This window comes from Methanosarcina sp. 1.H.A.2.2 (assembly GCF_000979975.1).
GTDB lineage: Archaea > Halobacteriota > Methanosarcinia > Methanosarcinales > Methanosarcinaceae > Methanosarcina.
In genome coordinates this window covers 5,967-24,682 of record NZ_JJQL01000094.1, presented here as the reverse complement: position 1 = coordinate 24,682, position 18,716 = coordinate 5,967, and the positions used below count along the sequence as shown (strand labels likewise).

The window sequence follows — 18,716 nt, the reverse complement described above, 5'->3', positions numbered from 1 at the left end:
GGAATTGTAGGGAATGCTCTCTGTTTTGTGATGTTCATTTGACCGAATTACACAAAATAGAGAGCACTTATTTTTATCTAACTGTCAAAGTCAGGATATGTAATATTTCCTTTAAAGATTGAAGATTCAGTATCCTACCTTAATACAAAAGAAAAACTCCTTATAGTAATCGATTTCTTGGATTCATATTTGAAAAACTGTATCAGAAGTAAAAAACGAGGATACCTAAAGCATGAAGGTGTAGTTTATGCTCCGAGTGACTTTCAATATGATAATTACATAAAACAGTTTTATAGCTATTTTGATAAGTTGCCATTAATTCTAAGCTCAAATAATTTATTATACCAATGGAAAAACGATGAAGTATTTGTTTTAGATTCAAACTCAAAAAAGAAATTTGCTGAGATATATAATATAGAGTCTATTGATCAAGATATACTAAACAGGATTAAACCTTACAATGAATTGGGGTTAAAAAATATTGTTGAATATGTCGAAGAATCGATAAAAAAAGGGGAACAATTCGAAGAGGAGTTTCTCATACTACTATATACCCTGCTTCAAGAAGATTCTTCGCAATTGGTTGAAAAAGAACTAAAAGAAAAAATAAAGAAACTACCCATTTTTATAGATGTTGAAGGCAACGCATGTTCTCTTGAATGCAATAACCAAAAAATATTTATAAAAAGTAACTACGATGACAAAATTGGAGTAGCTAGAATACTGGATCTAAAACTATTTAATAAAGTCCCCTCATTTAAAGATGATGTCCTCAAAGAGTATTTCGGAATTAAAGATCTAAATTTTGGAACATATATTAAGTACTATTTTTCTAGTATATTTGAGGATAATTCACTCGATGCAAACAAAAAGTTGGAATTAATAAAAGAGTTAAGTGATTACCATGCAAAAATAGGATCAAAATTTAAACAGGAGATTACTCAGACCCTCAAAAAAACGAAGTTAATATACTGCAAAAATAATCAATTTTATTATCCTTATAATGATTTTATTTATAAATATAACACTCCTGTCGAAAAAGAGTTTGCTTCAATGCATGGATTAGAAGTCATGCAAATTGAAGTAGAAGAGGCAGTTAGTAAATATAATCTTGTCAAAGAGATGAAACTAAAAAATGTCTTGGAATATGTAATAGATGATCTCGGCAAAGATAATTTTTTGATGGACGAGCATTACCTTAAACTTTTATATAAGCTAATTTTGGAAAAAGTAGATGATTTAAATAGTGAAAATATTAGTACAATCAAGAAATTGAAAATATTTCATGATAACAGTGGAAGTATTACTACATTAGAAAATAAGTTACTAAAGGGTTCCTACTCACTTCCCAGGGGTATTGAAATTAATGAGATACTAGATGAATCTATAATTTCGAAAGTCTCTAGTTTTAAAGAGAAAATACTTCTCGATATTTTTAATCTCAGTTTGTTAGATTATGAAACATTCATAATTAAACATTTTAAGGATATTTTTTCGAAAAAGGACATAAATACAGAAGTGAAGCTTAATTTGTTTAACGAGCTTTACATCCATTTTGCGGAACTTGAAGAGAGAAATGTGTTCCAAATTATTAAAAAAAGTATATTGGTTAATTCAAAAATTGTATATTGCCAAGACGGAGAATTCCATTACCCTACATGCAAACATTTATTCATTAAGTCTGAATCGATAGATGAGATCTTTGGGGAAGATTATCTATATCCTAATTTTGATATGGAGAAATACAAACATTTATTCAAGGAATTGGGGGTAAAAGAGAGTGCAGAGCCTCATCTAATTGTCGATTTAATAAAAGAGTATATTTCAAACGTAGAAGTGAATAATCAGTTAATCAACAAAATGAAAAGGTTGTTTATCAGTATCAATAGATATTGGGATAATTTTGCTTCAAATGCTGAAGAATTTTCTCCTCTCTCAGATTTGGAATGGTTGCCAGCTTCAAATTCGAGCAATAAATTGTATAAGCCTTCTGAACTATATACACAAAATGGTGGGCAGAATACAAGGCCTTATTTAGAACATCTTGACTATGTTAAGTATCTAGATATAAAAGACGCAGATTTGAAAGAAAAAGATTACAGAAAAGGAATAAAGGTTGAATTCCTAAAAATATTGAAGTTAAATACTATTGATAAGATTCCTGTTTCTATGCTTATTGATAATATTGAAGTTGCGAGCAAAAACAATAGGTTATTAACAACTAAGATGAATTTTCTAAGTATATATGAATTGCTTAATAGTAAGATAAATCATGTTGAAATTTCTAGGTTGAGTACTTTTCCTTCTTTTCAGATAATATATAAAGATTGTGGGAAACCCCTTTACTTCAAACCATCTGAACTCTTCAAAAGAGATTTGCAGTCTTTATTTGGGACTGAATACTTTGGCTATTTATACTCTAATCATATCGCAAAATGTGAAAATTTGTTGAATAAATTGAGGGTATTAGAAGAACCCAATGTAGATAATATAAAAAGTTTGCTTGAAAAGATTAATAAAAAATACGAATCAGATAATCTGAATGTTTCCTATGAAAATGACAGAGCTATTATTATAAATTGTTTGGAATATTTGGATGAGCATCTAAATTACATAGGAGACATTTTTGTTACAGAACTTAGGAAATTGCCTATCTTTTGCAATAAAAACAATTTTTTATTGAGTGCAGATTCATGTATTCTAGAAGATAATCCTATATTATGCCAGCAGTTTGGAGATGGTCTTTCTGATTATTTTATAAAATTGGATGTAAAATATTCAGGTTTAATTGAAAGATTGGAAATTCAATGTTTAACTCAATTGATAAATAAAGAAATGAAAATTCACCCAGATCCTTTAAAGATGCATATCAACTCTAATTTCACTCCGAAGATGCAAAGCCTTTCCAAATTAATGCCAAGAATTAAAGCTGGAAATCGGGAACTTGCTAATAAATGGCTTAAGATAACACAGGAAATTAAGGTTTGTAACTATGACTATCTATGTGTTTCCAAGTATATAGACTGGGATCACAAAAGGTATTATTCAAACATTGATAGTGTAAATTGTTATCTTGAAATCGAAAATGGAGTCTTAAACGTAATTTATGTAAAAGGGCATAACCAAGAAATACAGAGGTCATTGGCTTACGAATTATTTGAAGAAATACATCCAAATATCAATCAAAATTTCATGGCTATAATCTTAATGCTTTTAAGCTCTACTTCATACGATGAAATGGATAAAAACTTAACTGATTCACTCTATCCAGTTCTCGAAAACTCAGATTCAACAGTAAACAGCAATAGAATAATCGCTGAAGGCACTTTTGAAAGTACGGACTCTCAAAATGATTCTTTAATCGATATAGAAGAAATAACAGTGGAAATGGAGATACATAATACAGATACCGTTGTTGATAAATTGGATTCGTTGGCTATTTCGGATCTAACTATAGAAGATTTGGATGTGAAAGCAACTGAATCATCCATAGTTGAAAACAAGGAAAATACAGAAGATATATTGAGAATTAAGGAAGAGTCTGATATTAAAAAGTTGAATACTCCTATAAATAAGCAAATCCACAATATGGGTGTTTCTGAAAAACCTTTACAAATTAATGTCATAAATAATGGTAAGAGTGTTCTTGGTCATAATAATAGTAGCCAGAAAAAAACAAGTTCACAAATCAAAGGTGGAGAAGATAACACTTTTGTTACCCATCGTTTAACACCATACAATGATAGAGGAGCTGATTTTGATTCTCAGATCCTTGATGAGGATGAAGCGCCCGATACTGTTGGAAGAAGCACATATGCAACAAAAGGAACCAATTTCAAGGAAAAATTGAGCGAAAAATATTCTGGAAAACATTCAAATACTCTAGAAAAAGGTAATGATTTTGGAATCAGCCGAGCTTTAGTGGTTGATGATGACATCCCAAGATCACTTGAAGAGAAGGAAGATTTCAGCGAAAAAGCACTAGAGGAAATATTTTCTGGCATTAAAAAGTCAAGCTTAGAAAATAAGAGCAGAGATTATAGTCCTCGACTGGATCTTAACAAGGATGATGAAATTGCAGATTTAGAAATAAGGATGTGGTATGCGGGAAAATGCCAGATCTGCGGCAGAACTTTCAAAAAAAATGGAAGTGGTGGAAATTATTCAATGGTTGTTAAACTGCTTGAAATCCAAGAACAGGGAGTAACTCACACTGCCAACAAGGTTTGTTTATGTTCCTACCATGCAGCAGTTCTTAAACATGGACAAATAAAAATAGACTTTGAGAATTTATTAAATAATGAGCTTAATATCACTATTCTCAATGAATACGAAAATGGTTACCGAGACAGTAACTGCTATATAAAGTATAATGAAACACATTTCTTACAACTAAAAGAACTTTTATCAATTAATAAATAATTCCTAAATAAAGATAATTTCAAAAACCCGATTTCAAAATTTGAGTATAAGCACTGTAATAAAAAAGAGGAGTTTTTGGGTTTGAAACTCCCTTCCTCAATTTTTTGGAACTTCAAGACCACTCAGACTCCCTTAAAATAATGCCCTGTCGTATATTCAATCCCTCTTATAGGTTTCAGCTTGACATCTTTTCCTGCAAGTGCCTCTTTATATGCCTTTAAGATTTCTTCTATCTCGGCAGTAGTGTTGAACGAAAGGTCAAGCCTGAGCACGTCCACGCCGTACCCTTTCATGTTATTAACGTACTTCAGCATGTCAAGAACCTTTGAATTATAGATCAGGGTCCGGGTGCCAAGGCGCTGGACGGGAAACTCGGAGCCGCTCTGGTCAACAAGGAGTACTTCGCTATCTTCTCTTACGATTTTCCGGTCAACGAGGGGCTTTAAGAGGTCATTTTCCGTAATAAGCATCAGTTCACTGCCGTAAACTAAAATTTCGGTCTGGCCTGAACCCTCGCATGCCTGAAGAGCTTCACATACATGTTTTATTTCGCTCAGGTTCAGTTCGCTTGAAAGGGTTGCCCTGTACGCTCCTGCCTGGTAGAAGGTGCTGGCAGTAAAAGAATTGAAGATATTGAAGTCCTTCTGGGCGACAAAAGGTATGGAAAGCTCTTTTGCAAGCTGCGCTGCTCCGAGGCTGGAACATGCCACACTAAAGCCGGCATCCCTTATTTTTTCCAGCAGGGGTTTTAATTCAGCCAGTTCACTGTCATGGGTTATCCTTGGGATCCTGAAGATGAGTTCGATTCTTTCTGCCTTCAAATCCTCAAGCTTCGCCGCATTTTTGGGAGACATCAGTTCTTCGAACAGTGATACAGGGATGTAGGCGATATCTGCTCCGGATTCGGCTGCCTGTAAGAGATAAGAAATTCCCTGCACTTCAACGCTCAGGAGGAGTTTCTTTGAAGCTGTATCTCTTGCCCTGGTCCTGGTCATGCTGATGTCATTCTTGCTTACTTCATTCTTGCTTACTTCATCCTTGCTTACTTCATTCTTGCTAGCGTTATTCTTATTTTCTGCACCGCTTTCTACAGCGCACAGGCGGTTGAAATCTGCCAGGTCAGGGTGTTTTTGTTCTTTTTTATACCCCCCAAGGGTTTTTTCCAGCAGAAGGTCTGCGGCCTTTCGCCTTGCATTCTTCAGCACACCGACCGGGATAAAGATATTTTCGTCAGCTTCGATCTCAATGGCAGCGGCTTCGAAAGGAGTGTCTCCAAGGCTTTCCATTGCCTTTCTGATCTGCTCTTCAGTGGTTGGGACTCTTTCGGCTTCCTGGACGATATAGTCGTCTGTAAACTCCGCATACGCGGATTCTTCTGTTCTGCTGCTTTTTCCGTTTTCTTCGTTTTCTTCGTTTTCTGCGCATTTCCCGCTTTCTGTTCTTATCTCAACCGTAAAACGTTCTCCTTTTCTGGCTCTTGCCTTCAGGCTTACGGGGAGAGCTTCCAGTTTTGTTTTCTGAAGGGTATCAAGGAGTTGCGTGTCTGTTGTGAGATGGAGTTCGTCCCCCCGCTGGACAGCTCTGCCTGTCTTTGAGCTGATCTCAAGCCCTACTTTTTCGCCTTTTTTTGCGTTTTTTACTTGCTCGCCTGTAATCGTTATAATACCTGTTACCGCAGAGCCGAGCATCCTTTCCCGCGTGAAGATACTTATGCCGTCTTTTACCTGGATGTCTTCTTCAAGCCGGACTGTAAGTTTTGTGTTCCCTTTTGAACGGGAGAGGTCCAGGACTTTTCCGAGGAATGCTCCGTAGTTTGAGCTGTATTTGGGATGGGACACGCCTTTTTCCCCGAGGATGAAGCCCCGCGTAAAGCCCCTGTAAAAAAGTTTTGCAAGCTTGGCTTCCCTTGCTTCAAGCTCTTCCTTTGTCGGGTTTTCTCCGGCCCTGCAGATGTCTTCGACTGTAGCTTTGTAGGCAGCGGCACTTGCAGTCACGTACTCGGGCTTTTTCATCCGGCCTTCGATTTTGAGGCTTACGACCCCGGTTTTTACTATCTCCTCAAGCCCTGTGAGCGTGGAAAGTTCGGCACAGCTTATGGGGTAACTGCCTCCTATATGCCTTTCGTCAATTTCCCTGCCGTTTACCAGGAAAATGTATCTGCGCCGGCAGGGCTGGGCACAGGCTCCCCTGTTTGCGCTCCTGTCGTGCAGGAAACTGCTGAAAAGGCATTTGCCTGAGTAGGAATAGCAGAGGGCTCCATGGACGAAGACCTCTATACCCACTTTTGAGTGTTCCACAATATCCTTTACCTCGGCTGTGGTAAGTTCCCTGGAAACTATCACTCTTTTTGCACCCAGCCTTGCTGCAAAATCCACTCCCTCTTTATTGTGGATAGTCATCTGCGTGCTTGCGTGGAGGTCCAGGTCAGGATAGATTTCCTTTAAAAGCCTGAGAAGCCCGAGGTCCTGCAGGATAATAGCATCGGTTCCGGCTGCGTATGCACGGTCCACTATTTCAAGGGCATGCTGCAGTTCTTTTTGTTTGATCGGGATGTTCAGGGCAAGGTAAACAAGGACTCCGTGTGAGTGAGCCAGGTCAACGGCAGTTTCCAGGTCATCAATGGTGAAGTTTTTGGCTCCCTGTCGGGCATTGAATTCGCCAACTCCAAGATAAACGGCATCTGCTCCTCCCTTGATTGCGCCAAGCAGGGCTTCGTTATCGCCGACCGGGGAAAGGATTTCCGGGGGGTTGCAAGAATAATTTTTGTCAGACATATTAGATCAGGGGTATTTTTCTTAAGATAACTGTAATTTCTGGTGAATGGAAAATTTCGGTAGCTGAAAAGCTATGGTAACTGTAAAGAAAAAGGCTTACGCAAATCAATTCAGAGCCGGTTTAAAACATAAAGGTGCTTCTCGCATAAAAAATGGATGGTGAAATCCGGAATGTCAACAAAGCATGCCAGTCTCCAGTGGTTGTTTTTTAATGGCAGTTGTGCGAGATATTTAAATTATCTCAAGCCGGATATTTAATTAAATCTGGCTTTCTTACCCCTCAAAAGTAATATATATTTGACATCTATTAACATATATATTAATTTTCCTGGTGAGGTGAAAATATTGGGAAAAACCTGAAAATCAAAGTTGCTCGTGCAGCGTTAGATATGACGCAGAAGGATCTGGCGGAAGCTGTCGGTGTTACGAGGCAGACGATGAATGCCGTTGAAAAGGGAGAGTATAATCCTACATTGAAATTATGTGTTTCCATATGCAAAGTATTAGGAAAAACCTTAGATGAATTGTTTTGGGAAGACTAAGATATGAATCCGAAATTTGATGAACTTCAAATGCTAAACAGACAAAAAATCGCTTTTCAGACATTGATTTTTACATTGGCGTTAATTTTTGTTGATGGTTTTGTAAAGACTTTTTATATTTGGGCCACCCCAATGGTTGAAGCATTGGTATTATTAAGTATACCCACAGTGTTCTTTACAACGAGAGCGATTATGAAGAATGCTTATTTTGTAATGGGGACCAAGATAAAAAAAGAAATTTGGGGATTTGGTGCAATATGTGCTTTTGGCATCATAATTCTCGCTCAGTCCATATTTTCCGGGACATTAAATATTATTGAGAACGGAATGCTCTCTGATGAAGTTTCATTCCCGATTCTGATACTGACCTACATTTTTATTGTCTTAGCTATGGTCGTGAAAGCAGTACAGGAAAGAAAAGAAGGTAAAAATGTTGATGAGTAAAAATACTACGGATAACGAGCATACAACCGGTTGCTCACGATAAATAATCTGATCAGCAAAACTTTTCTAATTCTGATAATAGCAATACCTACAAGTACGAATTTGTACTGTGGGTATTGCGTTATAGGGTCGTTTACAATATAGGCACTCGACTGATTTGACATAACAGCCTTGAAGTTAATTGTTTTGCTAATATTTCCCTACGACTTACACCTTTTTGTTAGCTTGTTTTCATTGGGGGGTTTTTTCTGATATGTGTCGGTTTTAATGGCGCTCCACAACTTTATTAATTTATTCATCAAGACATATACTGAAACTTATTTAAATAAATAAGTTAAATAGGCTAATAAATATTAGTATTATTTTTAAAAATTCATTATTTTCGGAGGATGCATTTTCCGGTCAATGATACCATGCATGTAAGACTAAGAAATTAATGGGAATAAGTGATTTGGCGGCTGTTGTATATGAAAAGCATACTAATTGTGGAAGATAATCCTTTAATTATGGAACTTGTAAGGACTCTACTGGATTCATTTGGATACGAATCAATAGAGGCTGAGGACGGACCTATAGCCATCAATCTTGTTAAAAAAAATAGAGTGAACTTAATCTTATTAGATATACAGTTACCAGGGATTGATGGGACTGAAGTACTAAAAATTTTAAAGAAAGATCCTGACACGCGTGAAATCCCGGTTATTGCCCTTACAGCCCATGCCATGCAGGGAGATGAAGACAGGTTCTTAAAAGAAGGGTGCAGCGGTTATGTTTCCAAGCCCATCGATATCCAGAGATTCAAATCGATCATAGCAGAGTTAATCGCATGAAGTAAAAAACTTGAGAGCGGGGTCTTATTTTTGCTTTACAAAGACTATAAAGTACTAGATCTTTTCAGAAGTACTTTTGGGAAAAAATCGGATGAGTTGTTGATTATTCTAATCGTGGGCCTTTTCTTTACATCCCTTGCCTCCTACTTTGGCCTTTTTGAATCCATCGTTTTATTTGTTGAAGAATACAATCACCGTAAAATCGGGGGGCTGCTTACTCTTTCGGTCTATCTATCCTTTGCTCTCGGGATTTTTTCCCTGAGGCGCTGGATGGAACTTGAAAAAGCCCTGGTGCTTCAGGAGCAGGCAGAAGAGATCCTCAGGGAGAAAGAGGAAAGATACAGGGCTCTGTTTGAACAGTCAAATGACGCAATCGTGATCCTGAACGAGGAAAAAGTCCTTGATCTCAATAAAAAAGGCCGCACAGCTCTCGGGATAGGCGACGGGGAGCTTGAGAATGTCTCGCTGAGCTCTCTGGTATCCGAAGAATATCTGCCGACAGCCCGGAAAGCCCTGAAAACAACTCTTGAAAATGGGGCTGCACGTTTTGAAATGAAATTTCAGAAACAGGACGGAGATATTATTGATGTGGAAATAAGCTCTTCTTTCCTGAGCCCTGAGGACAGGGAAGTCCAGTTTGTTGTCAGAAACATAACTTCGCGTAAAAAATCCGAAAAAATGGAGCAGGAAAACCAGGAGAGGTTAAAAAAACTAATTGACAACGCCCTCTGCGGAATTTTGCTGGTAGACGCCTCCACACACGAAATTATGGAAGTAAATCAGGCAGCTGAAGAAGTGATAGGGCTTCCGAAAGACAAACTCCTCGGAAATGTCTGTCATAAATTCATCTGTCCTGCTGAGATAAATAAGTGTCCGATAACTGATCTGGGGCAAACTGTCGAAAGGTCTGAAAGAGTACTGCTCAGCAATGGAAGAGGCGAACATTTACCTATCCTGAAAAGTGTGGTACCTGTAAAAATTGGAGAGAAAGAATACCTTATAGAGAGCTTCATCGACCTCTCCGAACGTAAAAAGGCCGAGCAGGAGCTATTGCAGGCAAAGCTTGCTGCTGAAAGTGCCAACCGTGCCAAGAGCGAGTTCCTTACAAACATGAGCCATGAACTGCGGACTCCTCTTACCTCGATAATCGGATTTTCAGATGTGATGCTCAGCGGAATGAGTGGAGAATTCAATGAGCAGAATAAAAAGTTTCTCAACAACATAGCTAACAGCGGAAAACATCTCCTCACCCTCATAAATAACATTCTTGACCTTTCCAAAATCAAAACCGGCGAGATTGAACTGGAACTGGAGATTTTTTTAGTGTCCGATGTATTTAACGATATCAGGGCTGTAACCTCGGCTCTTGCCCTGAAAAAGGATATCTCAATGAAATTTAATGTAGAGCCTGAGCTTACAATCTATGCTGACAGGATACGTTTTAAGCAGATAATCTACAACCTTATGAGCAATGCAATAAAATTTACACCAAAAGGTGGATCAGTAGACGTTTCAGCCGCAAAAACAGGGGACTCTGTCAGGGTCAGTGTTTCGGATACCGGGATAGGAATCTCAGAGGAAAACCAGAAACTCCTTTTCCAGCCCTTCAGGCAGGTAGATTCCAGTATCAACCGCCAGTATGACGGTACAGGTCTCGGGCTGGCTCTGGTCAGGAAGTTCGTAGAACTCCACGGGGGCAGGGTCTGGATTGAGAGCGAAACTGGAAAAGGCTCGACTTTTACATTTGAACTACCTTTGAAATACAGGAAAATTCCAGAAACATGCGTAAACGGTTCAGGCATTTCTAATAAAACGGTCCCACTGACAGCCGAAAAGGAAGAAGCCTTAAAGTCAGAAACCTTAAAGCCAGAAACCTTAAAGCCAGAAACCTTAAAGCCAGAAGCCTTAAAGCCAGAAACAAATGATAAAACTGGGATTCCGGTAATGACTCCGGTAATTATAGAGCCTTCCGGAGCCACAGGAGACGAATCTCTTGTGCTGGTTGTTGAAGACGACGAAATGGCAAGGGAGCTTCTAATTATTACGCTTTCGGAGGCAGGATACAGGGTTGCTTCGGTTTCCAGCGGGAAGGAGGCTCTTTTGCTCGCCCGTAAACTGAAGCCTTCTGTAATTACTCTTGACATAATGCTGCCAGGGATCAATGGCTGGGATATCCTGAAAAACCTGAAAGAAGACTCTGCAACAGCCAGCATCCCTATCCTGGTCATTTCCATGAATGACGACAAAAATTGCAGTATTCTATGTGGTGCATTTGACCATCTGATTAAGCCTGTGGAAAAAGGCCATCTCCTTTCCAGCCTGCGGAGAGTAAAAGTAACAGGGGCTGCAAACTCCTCTCCTCAAATTCTAATTGTAGATGATGATCCGGCTATAGTTGAGCTCCTCAGTTCCATTATAGAGAAGGAAGGATATGAGCCAGTCTGCGCATACGGGGGTAGGGAAGCAATCGATAAAACTGTAACCAGCCGACCGGATGCAATTCTCCTTGATCTGATGATGCCGAAGTTTACGGGTTTTGACGTCATAAAGGCTCTTAAAGAAAATCCGGAGACTGTAGATATTCCTATCATCGTATGTACCGCAAAGGACCTGAGCTTTGAAGATAAGGAGCTGCTCAACAAGAATGTCTCTTATGTTATGCAGAAAGGAAACATAAGCAGGGAAATACTTTTGAGCGTACTGGATAGGATCGAGGATGGAAAATTCAAAAGCAGGCTGAAAAACCCTTCATCCTAACCCTTCATCCTCCCCTTTAATCCTCACCCTTCATCCTAACCTTTAATCCTCCCCTTTAATCCTCACCCTTCATCCTAACCTTTAATCCTCCCCTTTAATCCTCACCCTTCATCCTCACCTTTAATCCCAACCTTTAATCCCAACCTTTAATCCCAACCTTTAATCCTCACCCTTCATCCTCACCTTTAATCCTCCCCTTTAATCCTCACCCTTCATCCTCACCTTTAATCCCAACCTTTAATCCCAACCTTTAATCCCAACCTTTAATCCCAACCCTTAATTCTATTAGAAGCAGGAGCAGATTTCAATGATCTGCTAGCTCTTTTTTCTTAAGGAAGTTCAGGGTTGCTTCTGCATATTTCTACGGGAAAGGGAGTCCTTATTCAGCCATATGGTCCTGAAAGGTTTCAAATCTCTTTAAGTTTTCTAATTTTAAGTTTCCGAATTTGTTTGAATATCTCTGTCGATCTCCGAACATGGGAATTCAAACACATGACTGTTTTGTCAAACACATGACTGTTTTGAGTTTTATAAATCGAGTTCATACACTTTAAGAGAATGGATTATTTTTAACAGAACACTTATATATATATGTAAGATCATTAAACATATCTAAATTAAACGTTATACATATTAAGTTTAGAATATTTTTAAACTTTCTGGAAAATATATAGTTTCTCATATTTTTTGCATATAGTTTTTCAGATAGAGGCCGATAAAAGTCGTTTTTGGTCTCAGGATAAGTAACCTGGTAAAACAGGAGAGAATGTGAATGTATAAATATGGCATAAATATTTAGCGGCGCGTAAATATCAGTTGGTCAGACTAACTATCTGATTATTGGCTAATTTGCTTTGTTTATATTCCCATAAAATCTCTATTGAGGATTTCTATCTGATATTTCTATTCAGAATTTCCTATCCGGAATTTCTATTTAGAATTCTCTATCAAGGATTATCTATTTCGATTGAATCCGTGTTTACCAGTTAAAATATGATGAAGCTTTGTAAAAATTTAATTGTATTGCAGAGATGTAATACAAAATGACCCTAAGAATAATACAACCCTCAGAATGTATGCAATGATTGGTTTAGTACAGGCAGATAAATTAATTCTGCAAAAAACAGCTACACCTTCGATTTGCATATTTTCCGAAGCTTCATCCGGAACAAAAAATGTCTTTATAGCAACCATTCAAAAAAGTTGATCGACGTTGTCTCAATTTTTTAAAAGAATCCAAAACCCCAAAAAAGTATAATGTTACCGATCTCGCTTTGCACAGGTCCTTCTTAAGAAAAGCCCTGGCTTTTCTCTATCAGGAAGGGCTGGAAATTCGGCTTCACGCTCCCGTAATACCGGTTTTGCAGCTTGCGGAGGCCCGGATATGGTAAGTGACGAAGAGATGAGGTCCGGGAGTATTTTGAGTTTGTTCTTGAAGTTTGCCCTTCCGGCAGTTGTGGGAGTTGTCATTGCAGGAATCCAGGGCATAATCGACGGTTTCTTTATTGGAAATTTTGTCGGAAGCCAGGGACTTGCAGGCATTACCCTTACATATCCCCCTTATTTGATTATAATTGGAGCTGGCATAATTATAGGAATAGGCTCGTCCAGCCTTACAGCTCTGGAACTTGGAAAAGGCAATACAAAGGGAGCACTGGATATAGTGAACAATGCTTTTCCTTTATGCCTTCTTGCAGGAGCCATTTTTACCATAGGCGGGCTTATATTTTGCAAAACCTCTATCAGTCTCCTTGGAGCCAGCGGTACTGCCCTTAACTTTGCCCGCGAATATCTTCAGATTATCTTCCTGGGTTCTGTCTTCATGACCCTTAATATTGCCCTCGAACCTCTCGTAAGGAATGACGGAAAACCGAAGCTTTGCATGAACATAATGGTTGCCGGAATCGTTGTAAACGTTGTGCTTGACTACCTCTTTGTCATGCGTATGGGAATGGGAATGTCCGGTGCTGCCATTGCAACAGTAACTGCCTTTGCTCTGTCTGCATTGATGCTCATGTATTACCTTTTCGGCAGCGAGGCAAAGTTGAGACTTCAGCTTAAAGCAATGAGATTAAAAACCGGAATTGTGCTGCGGATCCTTAAAGCAGGTACGCCGTCCTTTGTAATGCAGATCTCACTGGCTCTTGTGCTCTTTGTTCATAATTACATGCTGCTCATATACGGCTCCGAGCTTGCGGTCTCAGCTTACGGTATCATAGGGTATGTCCTTTCAATCTTCTACATGCTCTTTGAAGGAATAGCCCTTGGTGTGCAGCCGATTATAGGTTTCAATTACGGGGCTGGCTACTATGAAAGAGTTTCGAAGACTCTGAAACTGACAATGCTTTCGTGTATCCTCGTCGGAGCTTTAGGATTTCTGTTTATCTACTTCTTTTCCGAGAACGTAGTACGGATTTTCAACCGGGACGACTCCGAACTTCTGAAAGTTACGCTTCGAGGAATGAACATTTTTATGTTCTCTTTGCTTGTTGAAGGCACAGTGCTCCTCACTGCCATCTATTACCAGTCAATAAACAGGGTCAAAGCTGCACTCTTTATCCATCTAGGAAAGATATTCATTTTCCTCTTTCCCCTGCTGTTCATTCTGCCCCGTTTCTTCGGGCTCGACGGTGTCTGGTCTGCAGCGCCGGTCACAGAATATATTATGATGGTAGTGGTGCTGGTTATGCTTTCAAAGGAGTTCAAGCTCCTCAAGAACAACGGAAAGACAGGGATCAGGCAGCAGCCAGCAGATACAAAACATGTAGTGTCGGTGTCCAGAAACAATGTAAAGACAGGGAGTGAGGAGAGTAAAGGGGTTGTTACTTTCAGGCACGCTGAAAAAGTGGATACCTTGTGAATCAGTCTTTCAATGGTATTTTATATGCCTGCGGTTTTGACGAAGGGGTAGAAATCCCCTTACCATCCCGTAAAGTAAACCTGTAATAAAGAAAAATTCAATCCGGTCTGGACTCCGAAGTATATCGCTCTCCCACAGGGTTTAAGAAGAGTCTTGCCCTGAAAGATATTGCAGCCCTGGTCTCAGGGATGAAAGACCTTTTTTAAGGATACTTCAGGCCTGAGGGTCAGGACAGTTAACACCAGCCAGGCAGCTGGCTGAGGTCCTGGCTGAGGTCTTCCTCATAATATTCTTCATCTTAGTCTTCCCTGTCCAGCTATTTCTTCAAACTTATCCAGCACTTTAAACATGAATTTCTTTGTCTCAGCCAGATACTTCTCCTGTCCGAGCATTTCCTCTTTTTTCTGGATAAACGGTCCGTTTCCTGATTCTCCCCCAAACCGCATGATCATTGATTCAACCCTTTCTTTATGCACTTCCGGGTGAAATTGAAGTGCCACAGCCCTGTCGTTATAAATAAATCCCTGATTTTTGCATCCTTCGCTCCGGAAAAGATGCACAGCCCCGGCTGGAAGGTCAAAGGTTCTGGAATGCCAGTTGAAAACTGTGATTTCTTCCGGCAGCCCCTCCAGAAATTCAGGTTTATTTCCCTCCGTCCGGACCGCCTTTACAGGAAACCAGCCCATTTCCCTGTGCCCGTTTTCATAGACGCGGGCGCCGAGGACGTCTGCAAGTAACTGGGCACCGAGACAGATCCCGAGCACAGGCTTTCCTGCTTCGATTGCCTGTTTTATGAAGGCTTTTTCGTCTCTTAGCCAGGGGTTTTCTTCGTAATCGTAGATTCCCATAGGACCGCCCATGATAATGAGGAGGTCAAAAGATTCAAGCGAAGGTGGATTTGTGATTTTATAAAAGCGGGTTGACTCAAGAGGGTGGTTTTTAGTTCTGGAGTATTCTTCTACGGTGCCGAGGGTTTTGAGGGCGGAGTGCTGGAGGACGTGGATTTTCATAAGAGATCTTTCCTCAGTTTTTAAATAATTAGTTTGTTTTGCCAATCTTCCTGAAGACTCTCAATTTCTTTAAGCACATTGGAGTGAATAAAACTAATATTTTTTTGAATGCCTACTACCTTTAAAAGTAGTTCATAAGCATTTTGATCATCTTTTACTATATTTTGTAAATCTTGAAAGCGTCTTCCTATAATATCTATGATACAAACCCTGCCGTTTTTATAAGAGTTTTTGCTATTACAGACAGAGACCGCAAACAAGACAAAAACGAATTCTTCACGCCTATCACCTGTATCCAAACAATCATTACCGAATTCGTCTTTGATCAATTTTCTGACCTTTTGTTCAAAATTAGAAGGTATATCCTCTGCACGCAGATTTTCAATAATCTCTTTTAATGAATTTACTTCCACTAGATAATCTTTTAAATATTGAGCTATTTTTATAGCATGTCTGTTAAAAATTTTGTCTTTCTTATAAACCACTCTAATATCTTCGTCCTCTAATTTGAAAACACCAGAATTGATCAGAAAATCAACGAAACATTTTTCATCTAATACACTAATGGCTCGATTTTTTTCTAATACTGTGTAATTATCGCTTTCAGTGCAATCTTTGGATTTTTTTAGCAAGATTATTAGAGGTTCCAGAACTTTTTCATCAATTTCTTTTGCCTTTTCTCTAATGTTACTTTTCTTTATCCTAGAATCCTGAAATAACATGCCACCAAAAAAAGAAAAAACAGAGAAGATAAATGAAACTGTAAACTCTATTTGCATAATATTCTCAAAGTACCATATACTTGATAAACTTTCATTTTTTATCTTATGTCAAATTCAACTTTCATTTTTTTATAAATCAAACTACTGTTCTTGACTTAATGAACTATACTTTAGAACTAAACAGTTGAACTGATAAATTAATAATACAACGTTTGTTGTATGATTTTAGACCTATGTTCGTAAGCCTAAGGTTAAATATGAAATCCATAAATAATGACTTTATAACTTGATGCCGGAAAGTGTTTTTTCGATTTACAGCGAATATAAACGCCTCCGCCAGCTTGTCTGGCGGTCCTGTAAAAAAAGAAAGAAAATTGAGACTAATGAGAAAATATTTAAAAGAAGTATTTTTCAGATAGTTTTAGCTTTTTATTTGCCCCTTGACAGGGTTTTGGTTTTTTCACTTTTTGGCTTTTTCAGCAATTTTTGCGTCTCTTTTTATCCCCTTTTCTTCTTTTCATTTTTTTGGGCAGGCCGCTCTCCTGCGTCGAGCGTGACAGAAACGACATGATACGCTGAATAACGCTGCACAGGTTAATATTCAGGCTCCATAATTTCAAGCCCGCTTTTTGTTCCCACAGATAAATCCATAGGATAACCCACAGGTATTCAACCGAAATAAGTTTATTTATATTTCAGGATGTAGTTGTAAAAGATGACCAGGAATGAGACTTGACATTATAATCCGCAGTTTTATGATAGCAGTTTTAATTTCGCTTATAGCAGTACTTCTGGAGTCGGCTTACTACGGACTGCGTACAAGGACGTATTCCGCCAGTAATGCTGCTTATTCTATTACCAGTCCTTTTATCAATAATTTTTCAGGTATAAGCAGCCCAACAAATACGGCATTAATCGCTATTATATTCGTTTCCAGCTTCTTGATAGCCTTAAACCTGATATCTAAAAGAGAAAGAGCATAATAAGTCACAAAACACTGGTTGAAGGGCACATTCGCTTTGAACTGTTAGTTTTAGCTCTGAGGGAACCCTATCAAATAATTCCGGAAGCACCAGGACATCAAAGTTCATCTATGCTCACAAACTTTTCTTTCTTTTCATTTACTATTTTTTGACCGTATTCTGCGAACCGATTTCTGTTGTGTTAGGTGATCAGCTTCTCAATAAAAGTTACTCGGAGCTTGATTAACTGCTATTTACAACCTGCCAGATTCGTTTTGATAACTCTGAATACTGAGTTTTTGGGTCACTGGTTTTCAGAATGAAAGAATTTGCACCATTTTGCATTGCCTGGTGCATAAGTTCTTCTCCAACTCCCGTAAATAGAATAAAAGGAATGTTGATTCTCTTATCACGGATAGTCCTTAGGAACGTGATACCATTCATAACAGGCATATCATAGTCCGAGACTATCACATCATAGGAGTCTTTCTCTAACATCTTGAGAGCTTCTCTTGCAGAATCCACAGTATCGGAGGGTATATCGTGGAAAACTTCTAAAAATATCTTTGATAGCTCTAAAAATGAGGGATCGTCATCTACAATCAATACTTTCATGGGGGTTCTCCTTGCGGTTAAAACTCAGTCTCTGAGATAATATTCAAAAGCTTATAATCGATTGTGAATTTTAATACCTTTTCACACTTATATTAAATTACTTAAGCGAAAAATTTTCTCAAAACAAAAAAAATATTCAGATTAAAAATTTCAAAATTAGTATAGGGTTCTATATTTATCCATTACCACAACGAAGAAAACAATCACGAACAAAGCTAAAATAAGAGGATAGTAAAATTTCATATGATTGACTATATCACCAAAAGTGACTTCCCGTTTTTTTATGATAACCTGACCGTGTAGTAACGAAAACAGCGAAGTTTAACAGCGCATTTTCGAGAGACACCTTTATCGAAAAGCTGGAATACCGTAGAAATTTCCGCAAAGTTGTAAAGTGCAGGGATTAACCCCTGCTCTAATGTCTCACAGGGTATGAGTTAATAAGGCATTAATAAGATAGGTTGTGATATGGTGCAGCAGTACGAAGAAGCGATTGAGCCCAAGCTCAAACCTGAGTACATGGCAAAGCTGGATCGGATCGAGAAACAAGATGCGGTAGTGATCGGCTCCCCATCCGACTTCCGAAAACGATACGGCATTTGATATAATGTACACGGTTATTACACCCACTTTCCGCAGATGTCCTTTCAATTTTCACAATTTTTACTGCTATCGTTTTGTCTGAAAACTACTCAGGTTATTCAAATATGTGTTTTTGAAATATCCCATGTGCTGTCTCTTATACACATCTGACGCTGCCGACGAGCGATCTAGTGTA

General features: G+C 38.6%; 11 protein-coding genes. 6 read left to right on the top strand and 5 right to left on the bottom strand.

Annotated features, from left to right (window positions below):
• The first annotated feature begins 189 nt into the window (after nucleotides 1-189).
• A complete protein-coding gene (locus EO93_RS15255; protein ID WP_048163432.1) occupies nucleotides 190-4,422 on the top strand; it encodes a hypothetical protein in 4,233 nt (1,410 codons plus the stop codon).
• A gap of 122 nt (nucleotides 4,423-4,544) precedes the next feature.
• On the opposite strand, the gene EO93_RS15250 is transcribed toward EO93_RS15255, so the two are convergent.
• Nucleotides 4,545-7,196, bottom strand: coding sequence for a U32 family peptidase (locus tag EO93_RS15250; protein ID WP_048163431.1), 2,652 nt, complete (start codon nucleotides 7,194-7,196; stop codon nucleotides 4,545-4,547).
• Nucleotides 7,197-7,540: 344 nt separating this feature from the next.
• On the opposite strand from EO93_RS15250, the gene EO93_RS15245 reads away from it, so the two are divergent.
• From EO93_RS15245 to EO93_RS15225, 5 genes are all read left to right on the top strand, one after another.
• Nucleotides 7,541-7,738 (top strand): helix-turn-helix transcriptional regulator, encoded by a 198-nt coding sequence (locus EO93_RS15245; RefSeq protein ID WP_048131228.1) that lies wholly within the window; start codon nucleotides 7,541-7,543, stop codon nucleotides 7,736-7,738.
• Nucleotides 7,739-7,741: 3 nt separating this feature from the next.
• Entirely contained in the window at nucleotides 7,742-8,182 is a 441-nt protein-coding gene (locus EO93_RS15240; RefSeq protein ID WP_048163429.1) for a hypothetical protein, read from the top strand.
• Between the two features lie 467 nt (nucleotides 8,183-8,649).
• Nucleotides 8,650-9,012 (top strand): response regulator, encoded by a 363-nt coding sequence (locus EO93_RS15235; protein ID WP_048163428.1) that lies wholly within the window; start codon nucleotides 8,650-8,652, stop codon nucleotides 9,010-9,012.
• Nucleotides 9,013-9,042: 30 nt separating this feature from the next.
• Nucleotides 9,043-11,769, top strand: a complete 2,727-nt coding sequence (locus tag EO93_RS15230) for a response regulator (RefSeq protein ID WP_048163426.1) — start codon at nucleotides 9,043-9,045, stop codon at nucleotides 11,767-11,769.
• 1,384 nt (nucleotides 11,770-13,153) lie between these two features.
• A complete protein-coding gene (locus tag EO93_RS15225; RefSeq protein WP_048163425.1) occupies nucleotides 13,154-14,629 on the top strand; it encodes an MATE family efflux transporter in 1,476 nt (491 codons plus the stop codon).
• A gap of 293 nt (nucleotides 14,630-14,922) precedes the next feature.
• On the opposite strand, the gene EO93_RS15220 is transcribed toward EO93_RS15225, so the two are convergent.
• The 4 genes from EO93_RS15220 to EO93_RS18345 form a co-directional block, all read right to left on the bottom strand.
• A complete protein-coding gene (locus EO93_RS15220; RefSeq protein WP_048163423.1) occupies nucleotides 14,923-15,639 on the bottom strand; it encodes a type 1 glutamine amidotransferase in 717 nt (238 codons plus the stop codon).
• 20 nt (nucleotides 15,640-15,659) lie between these two features.
• Complete coding sequence (locus tag EO93_RS15215; protein WP_048163422.1) at nucleotides 15,660-16,418, bottom strand: hypothetical protein; 759 nt, start codon at nucleotides 16,416-16,418, stop codon at nucleotides 15,660-15,662.
• 1,148 nt (nucleotides 16,419-17,566) lie between these two features.
• The gene (locus tag EO93_RS15205; protein WP_048135407.1) at nucleotides 17,567-17,938 is read right to left on the bottom strand and encodes a response regulator; all 372 of its coding nucleotides are present in this window, start codon (nucleotides 17,936-17,938) and stop codon (nucleotides 17,567-17,569) included.
• Between the two features lie 423 nt (nucleotides 17,939-18,361).
• On the bottom strand, nucleotides 18,362-18,553 hold the full coding sequence (locus EO93_RS18345; protein ID WP_235284298.1) for a hypothetical protein: 192 nt from the start codon (nucleotides 18,551-18,553) through the stop codon (nucleotides 18,362-18,364).
• Nucleotides 18,554-18,716: the final 163 nt, after the last annotated feature.

Excerpts from the sequence above, each read along its gene's own strand:
- EO93_RS15250 (WP_048163431.1), bottom strand. The coding sequence starts at position 7,196 with ATGTCTGACAAAAATTATTCTTGCAACCCCCCGGAAATCCTTTCCCCG.
- EO93_RS15240 (WP_048163429.1), top strand. The coding sequence starts at position 7,742 with ATGAATCCGAAATTTGATGAACTTCAAATGCTAAACAGACAAAAAATC.
- EO93_RS15235 (WP_048163428.1), top strand. The coding sequence starts at position 8,650 with ATGAAAAGCATACTAATTGTGGAAGATAATCCTTTAATTATGGAACTT.
- EO93_RS15225 (WP_048163425.1), top strand. The coding sequence starts at position 13,154 with ATGGTAAGTGACGAAGAGATGAGGTCCGGGAGTATTTTGAGTTTGTTC.
- EO93_RS15220 (WP_048163423.1), bottom strand. The coding sequence starts at position 15,639 with ATGAAAATCCACGTCCTCCAGCACTCCGCCCTCAAAACCCTCGGCACC.
- EO93_RS15215 (WP_048163422.1), bottom strand. The coding sequence starts at position 16,418 with ATGCAAATAGAGTTTACAGTTTCATTTATCTTCTCTGTTTTTTCTTTT.
- EO93_RS15205 (WP_048135407.1), bottom strand. The coding sequence starts at position 17,938 with ATGAAAGTATTGATTGTAGATGACGATCCCTCATTTTTAGAGCTATCA.